The following is an 18548-nucleotide window of genomic DNA, read 5'->3' on the forward strand; positions in this document are numbered from 1 at the left end:
ATAGAAGAACTAGTTTTCAAGTCTTAGACTAGAAAGCTAGTTTTTTCATTGGTAAATATTATAACTAGTTTATACAATATGGTCGAAACTTAGCTCGAAAAAATTAAAATTTCAATAAATATGAAAGCGTTTTAAAAGTGAGTATAAACTATTATCAACAAATGAAAGAAGGTAATGAAGAAAATGGTAAAAAGAATACTTATAACTTTCTTAATTTTTAACTTCGTACTTAGTAATTTGTATCATGTTATTGGGGGAGTTTGCTTGTAAAAGCGGAGGGGGAAAATCTAATTTTAGTAGAAGCTAAATCGAGAGTAGTTATACCAAATGAAAAGAATATCCGTGGAAATATTACATTACCAACTGAAATAGTTGTAGATGGAAATAAGGTGAATATCACATGGGAATCTTCTAATCCAAATGTCATCACTGACGAAGCTACAGGGGAAAGTGGAGAGATTCCATTAGGTGTTGTAAAACGCCAATCTACAGACCAAAATGTAAAATTAACGGCAGTCTTTCAATTTAATGGAGAAGTTAGTGAAAAGGTATTTGATATAGTCGTAATAAAAGCTATTCAACAAGAAGACTTTAAAGGTTATATCTATACTTATTTCCGTGCTAACTGTTCGATCATCATTCAACTTTTACAGATGGATGTTGTACCAAAATTTACTGAGTGGTCAAAACAAGGTGATGTTGGGCGTCGTAAACTCGCTCAACAAAATATCCTTGCCGTTCAACAGAATAACTGTATCCTTCACTCTGTAGTTGTTCGTAAGCCATTTGTACAGTCATGATACTTATGTTTAATTGTTCAGCCAAACGTCGTTTAGCAGGAAGCTTAGAATGAGCTAATAGAGTTTTTTCCAAAATCGCTTGTCGAATTTGTTCATAAATTTGCATATATTTTGTTTTATCATCCGTTAGCAGAATTTGAAGTTCCATCTCATCATCCCTTGGTATTATATTAAAATTCATTTTTGGTTATTTTTATCATACCAGAAAAAGGGTTTAATAGATCCAAGGAGTGATGAAAATGAAAAAAACAGAAAATAATGTTGTAAAGTTAATCCCAATGGAACTTGAGCATGTCGAAGGAATTTATGAAGCAACGCAAGATAAACGTATATGGGAGCATATGTCAGTTGATTTAACAGAGAAAAGTCGCGTCCTTCAATATGTTCAAGATGCCTTACAAAAACGTGAGCATGGTACTGATATTGCGTTTGTAATTGTAAATAAAAAAACAGAGAAAATAATTGGTGCGACTTGGTTTCTCGATATTTCAAAACAACACAAATGCTTTGAAATCGGATCAACTTGGATTAACCCTAATTTTTGGCGAACAAATATCAATACGAATTGTAAATATTTATTATTGAAATATTGTTTTGAAGAACTGCACCTTAACCGTGTACAAATAAAAACAGGACATGAAAACTACCGTTCACAAAAAGCGATAGAACGGATTGGAGCGGTAAAAGAAGGCATTCTTCGAAATCATATGATTCGAAAAGAAGGGAAAATTCGTCATACTGTCCTGTATAGTGTCATTAAGGATGAATGGACCAAAGTGAAAAAACATTTCGAAGAACATTTACTTAATTAAGGGACACGATTAGTTGGAGAATGATTATAGTCTTATTTAATAATTGGGGGCTATTCTGCTATATCAGGACACAGCTGCTGCAGAACGATCTTCCGTTATACGGCCCAATAGCTTATAAGGTCAACCAGTCATTTCTGGTTGGCCTATTTTTTACAGGTTTTTCTTTAGGAGTCGGGGTAGGAGGTTCGGGCGCCCTGGGACTTGAACCCGTTGTGCATTCATTCTTATTAAGGGATCCTCTACAATGAATTCCTGGGAACTTCTTTGTAATTGTAATAAATTTGATTATCCAAACCTTTCCCTTTTAATTCAAATAGAATATTGTATATATAAATGAAAAGGATTCCATAAAGAAAATAATTAAATACTAAAAGGGAAAGGAGCTGTTAATTAATGTATGAATCATTTGGAAACCATTCAACAGATTTTACTTCAGAAAAAGAAGCAGTGTGGTGGAATGGCATCATAAATTCTATTAATGACGGTATTCTTGTGATCGATCGACAAGGCCTTGTTAGATTAATTAATCCTGAGTATACCAAAATTACAGGGGTCACCCCTGAAATTATTGGAAAACCATTAGGGGAATATCGTCCTGGTGCCCAATTACCTGATACATTGAAAGATAAAAAATGCAGGGTGGGAGTCTATCGGAAAACGGAGGATAGAGAGTATATGGTTGATATGGCTCCTATTATTGTTAATGGTGAAGTCATTGGAGCTGTATCTGTTTGTAAAAGTCTGAATGAAGTACATAAACTCTCTCAAGAGTTAAAAAAACAAAGTGAAAAATTAAAGCAATTAGAAAGACAAATGGGTTCTCTATATGAAGCAAAGTATACCTTTGACCAAATTATCGGTAAAAATGGGGGATTAAAAGGAGTTATTTATGTTGCGAGAAAAGTAGCTGAATCGGATTTGCCTATTTTAATCACTGGAGAAAGTGGTACAGGGAAGGAACTATTTTCCCAAGCTATTCACAATAAAAGTAGCCGGAAAGGTCGACCTTTTATTCCGGTAAATTGTGCAGCTATACCTTCGGCACTGTTAGAAAGCGAGTTGTTTGGATATGGTGAAGGGGCATTTACAAGCGCAAAAAAGGGTGGCAAGACTGGAATATTTGAAATAGCTAATCATGGAACAATTTTTTTAGATGAGATCGGTGATATGTCATATGATCTTCAAGCGAAGTTGTTAAGAGTGCTTCAGGAGAGAAAAATCCGAAGAGTTGGAGAAACGATAGAACGTGATATTGATGTAAGGGTTATTGCCGCAACACATCGCGATTTGCAACAACTTGTAAATAAAAATCAATTTCGCGAAGACTTATTTTATAGATTGAATGTGATACGGTTACATATACCGCCTCTTCGAGAAAGGTCAGAGGATATACCTGATCTTGTTGATTCGTTAATTCAATCGTCTGCAACACATTCATCTACAGATTCTTCTATATATACTATTGATGAACAAACTTTAAGATTTCTGCAATCATATGAATGGCCTGGTAACGTTCGGGAATTAAAGAATGTTATTGATTACGCAACATGCATGGTCGAAGGCACAGAAATAAAATTTCATCATCTTCCAGAATTAATGATAAAACAAGAAAAGAACCTTTTATTTTCCACTCAAAAAGAATTGGAATCTAGCCAAACATTGCAGGAAGTAATGGAAGAAACGGAACGTAAATTCATTCAAGAGACTTTAAGCAAATTTGGAAATGATATTGAAGAAAAGAAAAAGGCAGCAAAGAAATTAGGGCTCTCTTTGGCTACCTTGTATAATAAAATTAAAAGGTATAACATTACCGTTTAATTCTAAATTGTTAGAAAGATTTCTAGTTTTTTAGAAATAAATTAGATACACCATAATGATAGATTCTTCTAAGAAATAGTTGGGCAGCATTTCTAAAATATTAGAAATTAAAAAATAAAAAAGTGAGTGAAGAAAGCGTTTTTTTGACAACGCTTTCTTTTTGTTTCTTGAAAATTTTTCTTAATTACCTATTCTAATTACCAGTAAATCAGTATTTGATATAAAAAATCCTTAATAAGAATGCACTTAAAACAAGATTGTTTCATTTTATCTATTTTCTGGCATGAATCTTGCAATGATTAAAGGTATAAAATATCCATTTTATAAAAAGGAGGAGATATATCACCTACTATTATTTCTCTATCAAAAATCCCATTTTTAGTTGAGCTTGTGAATATTGAATGATTAGTTGGGGGGATTAGATGTTAGGTTTATTAGGGTTTTTAACTATCGGTGTTTTTCTTTACCTAATTATGACAAATCGTTTATCAGTCTTAATTGCTTTGGTTATTGTACCTGTTGTTTTTGCTTTGATTGGTGGATTTGGTCTGGAAATAGGAGAAATGATGTTAGCTGGTATCGAAAAAGTTGCTCCTACAGGGATTATGATCGCCTTCGCTATTTTGTACTTTGGGTTGATGATTGACACTGGTTTATTTGATCCCATTATTTCTCGAATGCTTCGCTTAGTTAAAGGAGACCCATTGAAGGTTGTTATAGGCACAGCTGTAATTACCATGCTTGTATCGTTAGATGGCGATGGTGCCTCTACTTTTATGATCACTGTTACAGCCTTACTTCCTCTTTATAAGAGGTTAAAGATGAATCCTCTCATATTATCAGGGGTTGTTGCCTTGGGTGCTGGAGTCATGAATCTTGCGCCATGGGGTGGCCCCACTGCAAGAGCGATGACAACGTTTAATGCAGATTCTGCTCAACTATTTAATCCGGTTTTACCTGCCATGGTTGCCGGTATCTTGTGGGTATTGTTTTCAGCTTTCTGGCTTGGAAAAAAAGAGAGGCATAGGTTAGGCATTGTTGAAATGGAGGAGGATTATGCGGAATTAATAACAGAACATGCAGCAACTTTAGAGGTCAAACGCCCTCAGCTTTTTTGGTTTAATCTTATCTTAACTGTCATACTTCTAATAGCCTTAATCAAGGTATGGTTACCACTCCCTATTTTATTTATTGTTGCTTTTGCCATTGCACTTTTAGTGAATTTTCCAAATCCTCAAGAACAACAAAAACGAATATCAAGTCATGCAAGCAACGTTGTAATGGTTTCTACAATGATTTTTGCGGCAGGAATTTTTACTGGTATTCTTACAGGAACTAAAATGATTGATGGGATGGCTTCTTCTATGGTTTCTATTATTCCTGAATCGTTGGCTGCCTATCTGCCGGTCCTGGTAGCCATTACGAGTATGCCTCTCAGCTTAGTCTTTACACCTGATGCCTATTATTTTGGAGTTCTTCCTATTATTAGTCAAACAGCTTCTACTTTCGGTATTGATCCGATTGAAATCGGTCGAGCAGCTATATTGGGACAAATGACAACTGGATTTCCATTAAGTCCACTAACTGCCTCTACGTTTATTCTTATAGGATTATCAGGAGTTACTTTAGGTGATCATCAGCGATTTATTTTTAAATGGGCATTTGGAACAACAATTATCATGACCATCATGGCATTAATAACAGGAGCTATTACTATTTGAGGTGATAAAAATGATTAGAATTGGATCTGGAGCAGGGTTTTCGGGAGACCGACTAGAACCAGCTGTTATATTAGCAGAAAAAGGAAAGTTAGATTATCTTGTGCTAGAATGTTTGGCTGAAAGAACGATTGCTCTAGCACAAAAGCGAAAACGTCAAAATCCTTCATTGGGTTATGATCCCTTATTAGAAAAAAGAATGGAACTTCTTTTACCCGTAATTAGTAAAAACAAAATTCGGCTTATTACGAATATGGGAGCTGCAAATCCCATTAGTGCTGCTGAAAAGATTGTAGATATCGCCAAACGCCTTAAAGTTTCTATAAAGGTGGCGGCTGTAACGGGAGACGATGTTCTAAAGTTCATTAGCTCTGATGAACCTGCTTTAGAGACGAATGAATCAATATCAACCTTTGGGGATGTAATTTCTGCAAACGCTTACCTGGGTGTGAAATCCATATTACCAGCCTTGGAGACAGGTGCTGACATTATTATTACTGGTAGGGTAGCTGATCCTTCCTTGTTTCTTGCCCCTATGGTTTACCATTTTGGTTGGTCCTTAGATGATGTAGATCGTATGGCGCAGGGAACAGTAGTTGGACACTTATTAGAATGTGGAGGCCAAATTGCTGGTGGATATTTTGCTGATCCAGGCAAAAAAGATGTGCCGAATTTTTCCCAATTAGGATTCCCTTACGCTGAGGTAAATGCAGATGGAGCAGCTGTTATCAGTAAAGTAGAAGGTACAGGGGGAGTGATTAATTTAGCCACAGTAAAAGAGCAACTTCTTTATGAAGTAATGAATCCACACCAGTATATAACACCCGATGTTATTGCTGATTTTACTTCCGTTCATGTACGCGAAATTGCACCAAATTGCATTGAGATTTATGGTGGGAAAGGTATACGTAGACCTGACAATCTAAAAGTGAGTGTAGGCTATGAAGCAGGATTTATAGGAGAAGGGGAAATTTCTTACGCTGGATCCAATGCTTTAGGTAGAGCTAAGTTAGCTGGAGAAGTCGTATATCTTCGATTGAAAGAAGACTTTCCAGATCTTCGAATTGATTATATTGGCATATCTTCCGTTCATCGAGCGTCGTTTCAGCACTCTTCACCTTATGAAATACGACTGCGAATTGCAGGTAAAGGGTCTACGCTAGAAGAGGCAGTAAAAATTGGAGAAGAAGTGGAAGCTCTCTACACGAATGGACCAGCAGGTGGAGGGGGAGCACGAAAGTATACGAATGAAGTAGTTGGTGTAATTTCTACCTTAATTCCACGAGACAAAATAGATACACGTATTACGATAAAGGAGAGTTTAAGGAATGAAGAAAAAATTATATGAACTTGCTCATAGCCGTGCTGGTGATAAGGGAAACACGCTCATGTTATCTCTCATTCCATATAACGAAAAAGATTACTCGATGTTATGTGAAAAGGTTACAGCGACAGCAGTTAAGAAACATTTAAAGGAGATTGTGGAAGGGGATATCGTTCGTTATGAGGTTCCGAATATAGCAGCACTCCAGTTTGTCTGTCATCAAGCTCTGCTTGGTGGTGTGACTACTTCCTTAGGAATGGACACCCATGGAAAGAGCTTAAGTTATGCATTGCTTGAGATGGAAATAGAAGTAGAGATAAGCTAGCTGAATTCGTACACATCGTGAAAATTAGTTCTTTACTAATAATGAATTCAAGAAAAATACTAATCCCTTGTATGATTTGAAGAAGCCATATTTAAAGGAGAAATATCTGATGGTTAAAATTGAAAATCTATATATAAAGTTAACTTAAGCAAATCTTAGTTAATTTAAAAATTGTATTCTGTTTAACAGTTATTCAATTCAAGATACATCTAGACACTTATTAATTATTCTTAAATAGATTAGAGGAGGTCAAAGAAACAATGAAAAAACCCTCAAATAAAAGATTATTAAGCAGTATCTTGGTTACTATCCTTATCATCTCAGTATTTAATACAACTGTTTTCGCAAAAAATGAGAACAATAATAGCAAAGTAGCTAAACCAACTGCTTCCTCAGTATCAGGAACGTACTACCGAGAGCAGAAAATAACTTTAAATTCAACTACAACGGGTGTGAAAATTTACTACACGACAGATGGAAATTCTCCAACAAATAAAAGTACGTTGTATACTGGACCAATCATCGTTAATAAAAATACAACACTTAAAGCAATAGCAGTAAGAGGGAATGTGAACAGTAAAGCATTAGGCGTAAATAAAGGAAAAACTTATAGTGATGTAGCGACGTTCACTTACTCATTTGAGAGTAGACCATCATTGGCTTCTAAATTCTTATCATTTACTTATAAAACAATGCCCTACCGTCTCTATGTACCGGAAAACTATAATCCAACTAAGTCTTATCCCCTTGTTTTATTTTTACATGGAGGTGGGGAACGTGGCAATGATAATGAAAAACAGCTAATTGCGAATGACGGTGCTGTAATCTGGGCAGCTCCAGAAAATCAAGCCAAACATCCTGCTTTTGTATTGGCTCCCCAAGCAAGAAATGTACCTAGTGGTGGATTTACTGTTACTAGAGATTCCAATAATAATATTAATTTAAGCAAAGTATTTGAAGTTTCAGAAGACCTGAAAATGGCATATGAAGTCCTGCAACATGTAAGAAAAAAATACAATATAGATAGTAACCGCCTTTATTCAACTGGTTTATCACAGGGTGGGTTTGGTACATTTAATATAAACCTAGAACATCCTGACTTGTTTGCTGCGATGGTTCCCATAGCTGGCGGCGCTGATCCGGCTAAGGCCCATTTACTTACTTACAAACCAATATGGGCATTTCACGGAGAAGATGATTCGGTTATTCCTGTTTCATATTCACGAAATATAATAAATGCTATTAAATACGCTGGAGGAAATCCAATCTACACTGAATACCCGGAAGAAATGAAGTATGATCATGCATCATGGGTACCTGCTTATGAAAATGAAGAAATGATAGAGTGGGTATTCCAACAGGTGAAATCCTCAAATTAAAAAGAATGAACACATTTGTAAAAAGGCAAGCTTACCTCTAATGTAGGATGATATTATCCTCTTAAGATAGTAAGTGTAAAAGACCACGAACAACCGTGGATGTTACACTACTACCTGAGGGGATTTTTTCTGTGAAATCCCTTATAATGACGTTTGTAAAAATGTAAAAACAATTTATGAACATTCGTCATTTTTTATACACTTTTTAGAACATTTTCTACTAATTATCGACCTTCAACTTGATCTTTGCTGCTAACTCATATGTAATCAACTTACGAATTTCCATTTGCTACTTTACCTTCTCTTATTCTACCTACAGCCTATTGATATACTGTAGGAATACTACTGAATTAGTCTTCACAATGCCTCATTAGACTTGTTTCAAAAACCTTAACGTTGTTAAAACACCGAAATTTTTATTTCTTAACTGCTTATCGTTGTAAATCCGCGTTTTCCTGACTGTACTCCATAAAGTGTTGGCTTGCGGGAACGGCTTCCCTCTCATCATTCGCAGGTTTTAGCTTGAATAGAAGATTGTAAGAAAGATCCTTCTTTTGGCCCGTTAACATGTATTCTATTTAAAAAAATCAGAATATTCTATAATATAAATGAATAAATTTAGAATTTCTAAATTTTAATCAAAACAAGGAGGAATACGAGTAATGAAAAAACTTTCTTGGAAAGCAGTAACAATTATTATGACCACATCAGTTCTGTGTCTCTCTGCCTTTTCTTACAACGCATCTTTACAAGATCAAACCAATAGTAAAAGTAAAGGGGAAAACGAGGATACCTCGTACAATTTATCACCGGAAGTAAAAAAATATTATGAGCAAATCTCAGCAAATGTTCAAGTTAAACAAGGATTAGATTTCATTAAAGCTGACCATGAACAAACAATCGCTGAACAAATTGAAATCACAGAGATTCCAGCCCCGCCTTTTAAAGAACAACTACGTGCTGAAGATTACAAGAAACGACTAGAAGAGGTAGGACTAAAAGATGTGCAAATGGATGAGGAGGGCAATGTATTTGGTGTTCGTCAAGGAACAGGGGACGGTCCTGTATTGTTTGTTTCAGCACATTTAGATACAGTCTTTCCAGAAGGTACTGACACTAAGGTCATAGAAAAAGACGGGATATTATATGCGCCGGGAATATCAGATGACGGAAGAGGATTAGCAGCACTTCTTTCCATAGTAAGGGCCTTCAATGAGTCAGGTATTCAGACGAAAGGGGACATTATCTTTGGAGGAACGGTTGGAGAAGAAGGATTAGGTGATCTAAGAGGAGTCAAAGCTTTTTTTAAAGAACACCCTGAAGTAGACGGGTATATTTCATTAGATGGCACAAGTGCAACAGGGATTACATATAAGGCAACTGGAAGTCATCGTTATAAAATTTCATATAAAGGACCAGGCGGACATAGTTTTGGAGCATTTGGTACACCTAGTGCAATACATGCTTTAGGACGAGCTATTTCTGACATCTCAAATGTAAAAACAGTAAAGAATCCTAAGACTACATTTACAGTAGGTACTGTAGAAGGTGGAACATCTGTTAACGCAATCGCTGCCGAAGCTAACATGCTTGTAGATATGAGATCAAATGATGAGAATGAATTAGTAGAATTAGAAAACAAAATCTTACGTCTTGCAAAAAATGCAGCAAAAGCTGAAAATAAACGCTGGAAGTTTAAAGCTGAAAAAGGTATAAAAGCTGAAATTGAATTACTTGGTGATCGTCCTGCAGGAACTCAGCCTGATGATGCATTAAATGTTCAGGCTGCTTGGGCATCTACTCAGACAATTAATTTATCTCCTACCCTTAATGAGGCCAGTAGTACGGACGCAAATCTCCCAATTAGCCTAGGAATCCCCTCATTAGTGTTAGGAGGAGGGGGTAAAAGTGGATTAGCTCATTCCCCTGATGAATGGTTTGACCCAACTGATGCTTATCAAGGACCACAAAGAGCATTTTTAACTATGCTTGGTCTTGTGGGGGTAGATGGTATCTCGGAACCTCTACTACCAGAGTACAAAAGCACAACTAACTAACTTTGGTTCTGGTGTGAAAAGGGTTTATAGAGACATAGAGACTACATTGTCTGTATAATACCAGATTATGATGCGGTTCCAGACAACTTAATAGGGAACCTTCTGTAATGTTTGATTCCCTATAAGAATTTCTAAAAAGGGATAAACAAGAGGGCTGTTGCCCTCTTGTTTATCTATCCTGCTACGCTCGTATTAGTTGAAGAAGCTCTAACTAACTTTAATTTGTGAAATTTGACAATCTGAGTTTACCATAGGTGACATTCGTTGAGAACAAACAACTATCAATTATCATTTTGCTAACCATTTCATCAATTCCATTATTCTCCACCGCTCGAATAACGGTTATCTCCCATGGTTATATTCTTGTCTTCCCCCGGATGGTGTCTGACTGTTTTTCTGTTAAAGGTATTCTTCCTTCTTACATCAATCACAAAAGCTAATCCTAATACTCCAAGCAATAAAGCGATCAGCCAGGCCATAATCATTCCTCCCCAGTTTCTTCAGATACACCCCAGTGTGCTGTCCCCCGTAAATGGATTTGCTGAAGGCGCTGAATAAGGGTCTTTTCCTTTTTCAGTTGTTGATGGTGTATTACTGAAGATTAAGTCTTTGCGACATCTCAGGTCAGTATTCAGCGGAGCGCCCTGTACCGCATCGTTCCATCTTCTCCTAAATGCCGCAAAATAACGGTTTTCCATGTAGCGCCGATTTTGCTTAATATATATTCAATAGAGCACTAAAGGTTTCCTTCATTATTTTAAGTGATTTCACCCGAAGACTTCATTCTATTCTTCCCTCTATATAGCATGCATTCCTACAGCATAGAAAATCATTCATTACAATTAAACTTGTTAACTTCAAAAAGACAATTATATGAAGATTTTTTTCCTTCATAAATTATTAATTTAGTTTATGGTTGGATCGTTCTAAGTGCAGCAATCACTTACATGAATAATTTGAAATATTTAAGAGGGCAAAATGTTATAATTATCAATAAATGGATGAGGATGTGCTGGAAAGAATTACTCTATACCTCACTGATTTTAATTATTAAAGAGAGAACGAAATTATTCAGATGGAAGAAAATAGTATAGAAGCTCTCATTTTTACTAGATTGAATCGAATTTCCTTTTTGGTTATGTATTTAATGCCATAGGGTTTTTTTATTTTTTATTAAGAGAATATGAGGAGAGAAAAAAGAGATTTTGATGCTGCATGAAAAATTGTAAAAAAGGAGCAGGAATTATGTCTACAGCAATTATTTTTGATATGGATGGCACACTTTTTCAAACCAACAGGATTCTTGAATTATCACTCGATGTAACGTTTGAGTTATTAAGGGAAAAAAATCTGTGGGATAAAGAAACACCGATAGACAAATACAGAAGGATAATGGGTGTCCCGCTGCCTGCAGTGTGGGAAACTCTGCTCCCAAACCACTCTATAGATACAAGAAATCTGGCCAATGATTTTTTTCAAAAGCAATTAATAGGCAATATTCATTCTGGCAGGGGAGAATTATACCCGAATGTACTTGAAATATTTCAAAAACTAAAAAAAAATCATTTTCCTATTTTTATTGCCAGCAATGGGCAGACAGAATATCTGGATGCAATTGTTCATTATTATAGTCTTCAAGAATTGATTACAGAAATGTTCAGTATTCAGCAAATAGCATCACAAAACAAATCAGAGTTAGTCGGCAAAATCGTTAAAAAATATAATCTGAAAAATGGTTTTGTGGTGGGGGACAGGCTTACAGATTTTTTAGCCGCTAAAGATAATAATCTAATTTCAATAGGCTGCAGATTCGACTTTGCACAGGAAGAAGAACTATCTCAAGCTGATTATATCATTGATGATCTGCTGAATGTTGAGAGAATTATCAGCAGCTGTCATTCAGATAGGCTATCAATTTGAGTCGCTGGATTTGACTATTATTGGATTTTTTCCATCTTTGAATGGAGCGATTGATTTAAATAAGAAATCTTTAAAAGAAAGTAATAAAATGTCTAATTCTTTAAAAAACAATATCAATCATCTTAATTTAAGCTCAGACTGTGAAAATTGCTTCGGGTTGTGCTGTACGGCTTTACCATTTGCACAATCGGCTGATTTTGCTCTCAATAAAGAATGGCGGAGATCCTTGTCCAAACCTGCAAGCAGATTTTAAGTGTGGAATTCATCAAAATCTTAGACAAAAAGGATTTAGGGGATGTGCTGTTTATGAATGCTTTGGCGCTGGTCAGCACGTATCTCAAGTAACTTATGATGGGTATGATTGGAGAGATCATCCAGCAGCTGCAAAAGAAATGTTCGAAGTATTTCCTATTATGCAGCAGCTTCATGAAATGCTTTACTTCTTAAATGAAGCCCTTAGTTTAAACGAGGCTAAATCTATACATAAAGATTTACAGGCTGCGCATGATGAGACGAAATCACTGACTTATTTAAGTCCAAAGTCTATCCTTGATCTAAATATTCAAGCCCATAGAATGGCCGTTAACGAGTTGCTTCTGCGTACAAGTGAATTTGTAAGGGCAAAAGCTCGCCATAAGAAAAAAAAGATTCAAAATAAATATCATAAAATAGGTAGGGGCAGTGATCTCATCGGTGCAAATTTAAGAGGTGTAAATCTTAGAGGAGCTAATTTAAGAGGCGCTCTGCTTATTACCGCGGATCTCAGAGACTCTGACATGAGATTGACTGATCTAATTGGTGCAGATTTTAGAGACGCTGATATTAGAGGTGCAGATCTTACAGAAAGTATTTTTCTCACTCAAGCACAAATGAACTCGGCAAAAGGGGATAGGAACACTAATTTACCAGGAACTTTAAGGGTTCCAGATCATTGGTTTGAAAATGGAAGATAATTTAATGTATTAAGAGGGCTTGGCTGACCTGATTAAAGAGTGTAAATTTGAGTGCAGCATTAACTAAATAACTTTACTATTGAATTGAGCCATTAGGCTCTTTTTTAAAAAAATGTTTATATTTTATATTTTCAATTTGCTGAATTTGGTCATATTTGCTTTGGTAATGCTCTAAATTAATAGATCAGTTAACACAAGTATCATTCAACAATCGCACCTTTCTTAATTAATGTCATGATTTTTTATACCTATCCGTATCTTTTTACTAAGGAAAACCGTTTATAAAATGAAAGGTTTTTTTCAGACTATTTAATTGAATGGGGGAAAATTATGAAAGTCCTTATATTGGGTGGTACACGTTTTTTAGGAAAAGCTTTGACAGAAGAAGCATTAAAAAGAGGGCACGAAATTACCTTATTTAATCGCGGCACAAACATTGGGGCTTTTCCTGGAGTGGAGCAGCTAATCGGAAATAGAGACAGTGATGTATCACAACTGAAAAACCGGAAATGGGACGTTGTAATGGATACATGCGGATTTGCTCCTCATCAAATTAAAAAAATAGCAGCCGTACTCGGGGATAACATCGAGCATTACACATATATCTCAAGTATCTCTGTATATAAAGATTGGATTCCCAACAATATTAAGGAACACTATCATTTACAAACCATGCCGGCGGATAAATTGAAAGCCGTTGAGGAGGGAACACTTTCTCCTTACGAGTATTACGGGGCGTTGAAAGTACTATGTGAAACAGAAGCAGAAAACCATTGGCCAGGGCGTGTTTTGCATATAAGAGCAGGACTGCTTGTTGGCCCGTTTGATTATACAGATAGACTTCCGTACTGGGTTAAGCGTGTAGCCAAAGGCGGAAAAGTATTGGTACCGGGACGAATAGATCGACCAGTTCAGTTAATTAACGTAAAAGATATAGCAGTATGGGTATTCAATATGGCGGAAAAAAGAAAAGCAGGCACATTCAATGTAACAGGCCCGGAAGATGAATTGACTATAGAAGAGCTATTAAACACATGTAAAGCTGTTACAAACAGTGATGCCGAATTCATTTGGACAGATGAACAATTTCTAATGGAGCATAAAGTACAGCCATGGACGGAAATGCCATTGTGGATTCCGGAACATTTCCCGATAGAGGGAGAAACAGAACCTTGGAAAGGCACTTTTTCCATAAGTGTAGAAAAAGCTGTTAACTCTGGCCTTTCCTTCCGACCTCTTGCAGATACTATCATTGATATATATCAATGGGAGAAAGAAAGAGAGGCTAAAGAACTGAAAGCGGGGATCTCACAAGAAAGAGAACTGGAGCTGCTGCAGTCTTGGTTTCAAAAAGAGAAAAAGAAGACAGTGTGATGGGATATAACCGCATGCCTGCCTTCAGATACTGAAATTATTAAAAAAACATTTGGCCGTTAGGCCTTAACGAATCTTGCCCTTATTAAAGTGATGATCAAAATTAATAACGGCAGGACAAACTGAAGCGGGACATGCAAACAAATTGGAACGAATTAAATATGCTTGACAGCTGCAGTGGAATCAATCGAACAATTCTAGAACCCCAAGCGGGTTCTTTTTTATTTTACTAAGGAGGATTCACCTTATTATCAGTCATAAATTTAAGTGGAATAATAAATAATTTCATACATCTATATATAAGTAGACTTGAAAAATATGAGGTGATCTTCTTGGCTGTATTTAATGAAAAGGCTGCCTTTGAACATGGATTTTGGCTTAGGGTAATGGCGGATCATTCAACATTTATATTAGAAGCATTGGCTGAGAAAGAGAAAAGTGAGATCGCAGCTGCGAAACGTTTTGTTGAAAGCTTTAAAGAACTCAGAGATAAAGCAAACAGCAGCAGCGAGTATCAGACATTAACACTCGAGGCGGAAAAACTCACTGAGGAGTTAAGGAAATTTAAGCTGGATATTCTAAAAAAACAATTGACAAGCCAGTTTGTTATTCATTTAACTCCAACTTTTCTAAACCATATGGTAAATGAATTAGAGGAATACCTATTGATCATTCAATACTTAAAAAAAGGGGAAATACCGCCTGTTTTTCACGAGCTTCATCACCATTTATTATGGACAGTAGATGCAGCAGGCCATGCCGGAGCCATATCAGATTCCCTGGATGCCGTCGAAAAAAAATTAAAAAATAAGAGTGATGAGTTTACGAAGCATTTTGAACAATTTTACCTGAAGGCAGTAGAATTAACAGGTTATTTAAGGACTAACCTCAATTCTTTTCCTGCATTGGCCAGAATGAACAAGGAGGTGAAGCTTGAGATAGAGTTGTTTCAATTATTCCTGAGCGAAATTGAAGAATTAGAAATTTCAAATCAGATGCTGAGCTCATTCTCGGCACTTATGGCAGACCATATGATGAGAGAAGAGTGCTACTACCTGATAAAACTGGCTGAATCATCTAATACTAAGGCTCCAAATTGCAGTCCTATTCATTCAGATTTTCATTGAATGAAGATTTTCTTGGGTTTTCAGGAATAAAAAGAAAAAGAGATTTAAATTTAGCCCATTTAATCCTCTTTAATCTTTTTTTAATGTAATAGAGTGAGCCTAACTTCACAATAACGGCAGCAGCATAATGAGCAACCCGATTAGATGATTCAATAATCTATTCTGGAATTGGAATTTCGCGTAAGAATATGAATGTTCTGAAACTTATCCATTTTTTATTCGTATATATATCCATACTGAAATAGCCGATGGGGGTTACATGATAAGGTACCTGCTTTTTGTTTTGCTTGTTCTTGTGGTTGAACTAGGAATAATTGTTTGGACTAACTAAATACTTTGATGCAGATTTATTAACTACGATGTTTTTTGGAGCTGCTTTCTTTATCTTTTTTGCTTTTTTAATAGGCTCTTCTTGGGATTTACTTTCTAAAAATGCAGAGTTTGCTGCTTATACATCCATGGGTGGCCAATATGAACCTAAACATGAATAAAAATCAGTCCATTTCTAATCGGATCCATTTTGTGTTTCATTGTTTATTTAGTGATGTCATACTTTACAACCTGAATTAAGGAGCAAGATTCCTAAAAGTTATCTTCGTTTATAAGAGGCGTTTCTTCATAAAGGAAGAAGCGCTTTTTTACATAAAACGATAAGTTGGAATAAGAAAAGAAAAAGAAGGGATTGATTGGCCAAAAGTGGAAAAAGATTATAAATAAAGTTATACAAGGAGTCGATTCACATCAAAAGAATATTGGCGATAAGTGATGTACACGGGTGTTACGATGAATTCCTTAAGTTGCTGGAATTGATTAAATACAATCCTGCAAGCGACCAATTAATCTTGCTGGGTGATTACTTAGATAGGGGACCAATGAGCAAGGAAACACTATGCAAAGTCATAAGCCTGGTTGATGAAGGAGCAATTGCTCTCCGGGGAAATCACGATCAAATGTTTTATGATTGGATTCAAATGGACAATGAACGAAATGATCTTCATTTTTTCATAAACGGCGGTTATGCAACGATTACAAGTTATGTTGGCCACGGGTGGTTTAAAGAAATTGGCTATGATAATAAATTAGTAAAAAAAGCAAAGCGGCACATTCAAGATCACTATCAAACTCATTTGGAATTCATCGAAAAACTTCCTTACTTTTATGAAAACGAAGATTATATCTTTGTACATGCAGGAATTAATCCCAATCTGAAAAATTGGAAAATGACGGATGAAAAAGATTTTATGTGGATAAGAGATCAATTTTTATTTAATGATCATACCCATAATCATACTATTGTACATGGACATACACCTAATACTCTTATACATAAAAGCAATGATATCTATATTGGCAATAATAAAATAGGGATTGATGGATCATGTGCATATGGAGGGCAGCTTAATTGTCTGGAAATAAGAAACGACTCTATAAAAAAGCATCATGTTATGAGCAAAAATAAGATGTAGTTTTCTATTAAAGCAGTTTTATTGAGCAGAAAATAGCTTCCTGACAGCGGGAACGGGAACTCAGAAAAAAAGGAACGTTCACGTTCCTTTTTTTCTGAGTATTTTTGTCCGGACTGCATTTATTACTAATAAGAGTATCGGAAGAACAAGTCCGAAAGTTGAAACAAATAATGGCCAAATTTCTCTATCAAATGTGGATGAGTGGATCACATCTGGATGGATGATTAAAGAAAGGGAAACGGCAATCATTCCAAATGGGAGCGTAAGGGACCTGTAATCTTTCATATTCAATGTTTTTGCAAGTCCTACCACAGATGCGTAAAAATAAATCGAAGCCTTAAAATAGATTGTTATCATCCACATAATCGCCAAAATGGCTTCTATCCGCTGCAGAAAGTTTCCTATGTTTATTTTTTTGGCTAATGCATAACTTGTATACATATGTCTTGCGCTATTTTCAGGGCCAAAAACTAAAATAGCTAAAAGGGTAATGATGATTAAACAGAGTCCTCCTATGAGTATGCCGATTAAAAGAGTTTTTTCAGCTTCTTTTGGCCGATTCACTGAAACAGGGAAAATCATTAGTACGACAACCAAAGGTAATGAAAAAATACTAATAAATAGAAAAACAGCTCTGATCATCGGTTTAATCCCTGTTTCAAGAACGGGCTGCATGTTCTGAAAATCAATCTGGGGAGAAATAGAAACTGCTAAAATAATGAAAAGAAAAATAAAAAATGGAAATAAAATTTCTCCAGCACGGGCTAATGTTTCAAGACCGAGGCGGATTCCCATAAATAAGATGCATGCGAAAAGAATATGTATTGCTTCGATTGGTGTATCAGGCATGATATGTGTCGTTAAGAAGCTGCCTACTATTTGAAATAATGAAGAGGTGGAATAAAGTGAAAAAAAAACAAATGAAAGAGAGACAGCCTTTCCTAACCATTTTCCAAGAAGTTTTTCATTGATTTCAACAATTGTCATATTGGGGAACATCCTGCCAACTGCTATGAATAATACCACCAGGATGAAACTTAAAGCTGTACCGATTACAGCTGCAAGCCATGCATCTTGTTCAACCTCTTGAGCAAGGTCGCCAGGAATCACCAAGATGGTAGTGCCAATAGTAAATAAAATAACTAGTATTGCAAATTGCCGCGCACTAATTTTATGATTTTTCTCCATAATCCAACTTCCTATCGATGGTTATAATCTCTATTCTTGACCTTGTTTTGTTGGAATAAACTCCGGACAATATTAAATGCGTTGAGTATATCAGATGCTTATTAACCAATCTTTCTATTTTCTTTACATAAAATTCCTTCGCCAGAACCTATTTATGTTTAAATCATTGTAAATTGGTAAAAAATGATCATTAAATGGAGCGATATAGAAGAGTCAGATACGTTTATTATTTGCTCAAATGAATGATGTTAAGGACCGATTCCCCAAAAAAAGCAAACCATTAATGA

Annotated in this window: 14 protein-coding genes and 4 pseudogenes; 15 read left to right on the plus strand and 3 right to left on the minus strand. The window is 35.7% G+C overall.

Going from position 1 to position 18548, the window contains the following annotated elements; all coding sequences use genetic code 11:
• Positions 1-260: 260 nt before the first annotated feature.
• Both QFZ72_RS11825 and QFZ72_RS11830 read left to right on the plus strand, forming a co-directional pair.
• Positions 261-560, plus strand: a pseudogene (locus tag QFZ72_RS11825) (immunoglobulin-like domain-containing protein); the annotation flags it as partial.
• 69 nt (positions 561-629) lie between these two features.
• Positions 630-722: pseudogene (locus QFZ72_RS11830) on the plus strand (hypothetical protein); the annotation flags it as partial.
• 58 nt (positions 723-780) lie between these two features.
• Here QFZ72_RS11830 and QFZ72_RS11835 read toward each other — a convergent pair.
• A pseudogene (locus QFZ72_RS11835) lies at positions 781-981 on the minus strand (GntR family transcriptional regulator); the annotation flags it as partial.
• Between the two features lie 58 nt (positions 982-1039).
• Between QFZ72_RS11835 and QFZ72_RS11840 the strand changes: the two are divergent.
• The 7 genes from QFZ72_RS11840 to QFZ72_RS11870 all read left to right on the plus strand — a co-directional run bounded on the left by QFZ72_RS11840 (position 1040) and on the right by QFZ72_RS11870 (position 10233).
• Positions 1040-1612: a GNAT family N-acetyltransferase gene (locus QFZ72_RS11840; protein WP_307433448.1), complete on the plus strand. Its 573-nt coding sequence runs from the start codon at positions 1040-1042 to the stop codon at positions 1610-1612.
• A gap of 393 nt (positions 1613-2005) precedes the next feature.
• Positions 2006-3430, plus strand: a complete 1425-nt coding sequence (locus QFZ72_RS11845; RefSeq protein WP_307433451.1) for a sigma-54 interaction domain-containing protein — start codon at positions 2006-2008, stop codon at positions 3428-3430.
• A gap of 422 nt (positions 3431-3852) precedes the next feature.
• On the plus strand, positions 3853-5151 hold the full coding sequence (locus tag QFZ72_RS11850) for a CitMHS family transporter (RefSeq protein WP_307433454.1): 1299 nt from the start codon (positions 3853-3855) through the stop codon (positions 5149-5151).
• Positions 5152-5161: 10 nt separating this feature from the next.
• Complete coding sequence (locus QFZ72_RS11855) at positions 5162-6496, plus strand: acyclic terpene utilization AtuA family protein (protein WP_307433457.1); 1335 nt, start codon at positions 5162-5164, stop codon at positions 6494-6496.
• Entirely contained in the window at positions 6477-6797 is a 321-nt protein-coding gene (locus QFZ72_RS11860) for an AtuA-related protein (protein ID WP_307433459.1), read from the plus strand. The genes QFZ72_RS11855 and QFZ72_RS11860 overlap by 20 nt, the downstream gene beginning before the upstream one ends.
• Before the next feature lie 260 nt (positions 6798-7057).
• On the plus strand, positions 7058-8176 hold the full coding sequence (locus tag QFZ72_RS11865; RefSeq protein ID WP_307433462.1) for a chitobiase/beta-hexosaminidase C-terminal domain-containing protein: 1119 nt from the start codon (positions 7058-7060) through the stop codon (positions 8174-8176).
• Between the two features lie 662 nt (positions 8177-8838).
• Positions 8839-10233 carry a M20/M25/M40 family metallo-hydrolase gene (locus QFZ72_RS11870; RefSeq protein WP_307433465.1) on the plus strand — a complete coding sequence of 465 codons (1395 nt, stop codon included), beginning with the start codon at positions 8839-8841 and terminating at the stop codon, positions 10231-10233.
• A 317-nt stretch (positions 10234-10550) separates the two neighbouring features.
• Here QFZ72_RS11870 and QFZ72_RS11875 read toward each other — a convergent pair whose 3' ends face one another.
• The gene (locus tag QFZ72_RS11875) at positions 10551-10712 is read right to left on the minus strand and encodes a hypothetical protein (RefSeq protein ID WP_307433468.1); all 162 of its coding nucleotides are present in this window, start codon (positions 10710-10712) and stop codon (positions 10551-10553) included.
• Between the two features lie 766 nt (positions 10713-11478).
• Between QFZ72_RS11875 and QFZ72_RS11880 the strand changes: the two genes are divergently transcribed.
• The 6 genes and pseudogenes from QFZ72_RS11880 to QFZ72_RS11905 all read left to right on the plus strand — a co-directional run bounded on the left by QFZ72_RS11880 (position 11479) and on the right by QFZ72_RS11905 (position 17073).
• Positions 11479-12153, plus strand: a complete 675-nt coding sequence (locus QFZ72_RS11880) for an HAD hydrolase-like protein (RefSeq protein WP_373464483.1) — start codon at positions 11479-11481, stop codon at positions 12151-12153.
• Between the two features lie 88 nt (positions 12154-12241).
• A pseudogene (locus tag QFZ72_RS11885) lies at positions 12242-13106 on the plus strand (pentapeptide repeat-containing protein).
• A gap of 330 nt (positions 13107-13436) precedes the next feature.
• Positions 13437-14480: an SDR family oxidoreductase gene (locus QFZ72_RS11890; RefSeq protein ID WP_307433472.1), complete on the plus strand. Its 1044-nt coding sequence runs from the start codon at positions 13437-13439 to the stop codon at positions 14478-14480.
• Between the two features lie 386 nt (positions 14481-14866).
• On the plus strand, positions 14867-15607 hold the full coding sequence (locus QFZ72_RS11895; RefSeq protein WP_373464685.1) for a DUF2935 domain-containing protein: 741 nt from the start codon (positions 14867-14869) through the stop codon (positions 15605-15607).
• A 314-nt stretch (positions 15608-15921) separates the two neighbouring features.
• The gene (locus QFZ72_RS11900) at positions 15922-16098 is read left to right on the plus strand and encodes a hypothetical protein (RefSeq protein WP_307433477.1); all 177 of its coding nucleotides are present in this window, start codon (positions 15922-15924) and stop codon (positions 16096-16098) included.
• Positions 16099-16359: 261 nt separating this feature from the next.
• On the plus strand, positions 16360-17073 hold the full coding sequence (locus QFZ72_RS11905) for a metallophosphoesterase family protein (RefSeq protein ID WP_307433480.1): 714 nt from the start codon (positions 16360-16362) through the stop codon (positions 17071-17073).
• 78 nt (positions 17074-17151) lie between these two features.
• Here QFZ72_RS11905 and QFZ72_RS11910 read toward each other — a convergent pair whose 3' ends face one another.
• The gene (locus QFZ72_RS11910) at positions 17152-18261 is read right to left on the minus strand and encodes a GerAB/ArcD/ProY family transporter (RefSeq protein WP_307433481.1); all 1110 of its coding nucleotides are present in this window, start codon (positions 18259-18261) and stop codon (positions 17152-17154) included.
• Positions 18262-18548 lie beyond the last annotated feature (287 nt).

The organism is Bacillus sp. V2I10, from assembly GCF_030817055.1.
Lineage (GTDB): Bacteria > Bacillota > Bacilli > Bacillales > Bacillaceae > Bacillus_P.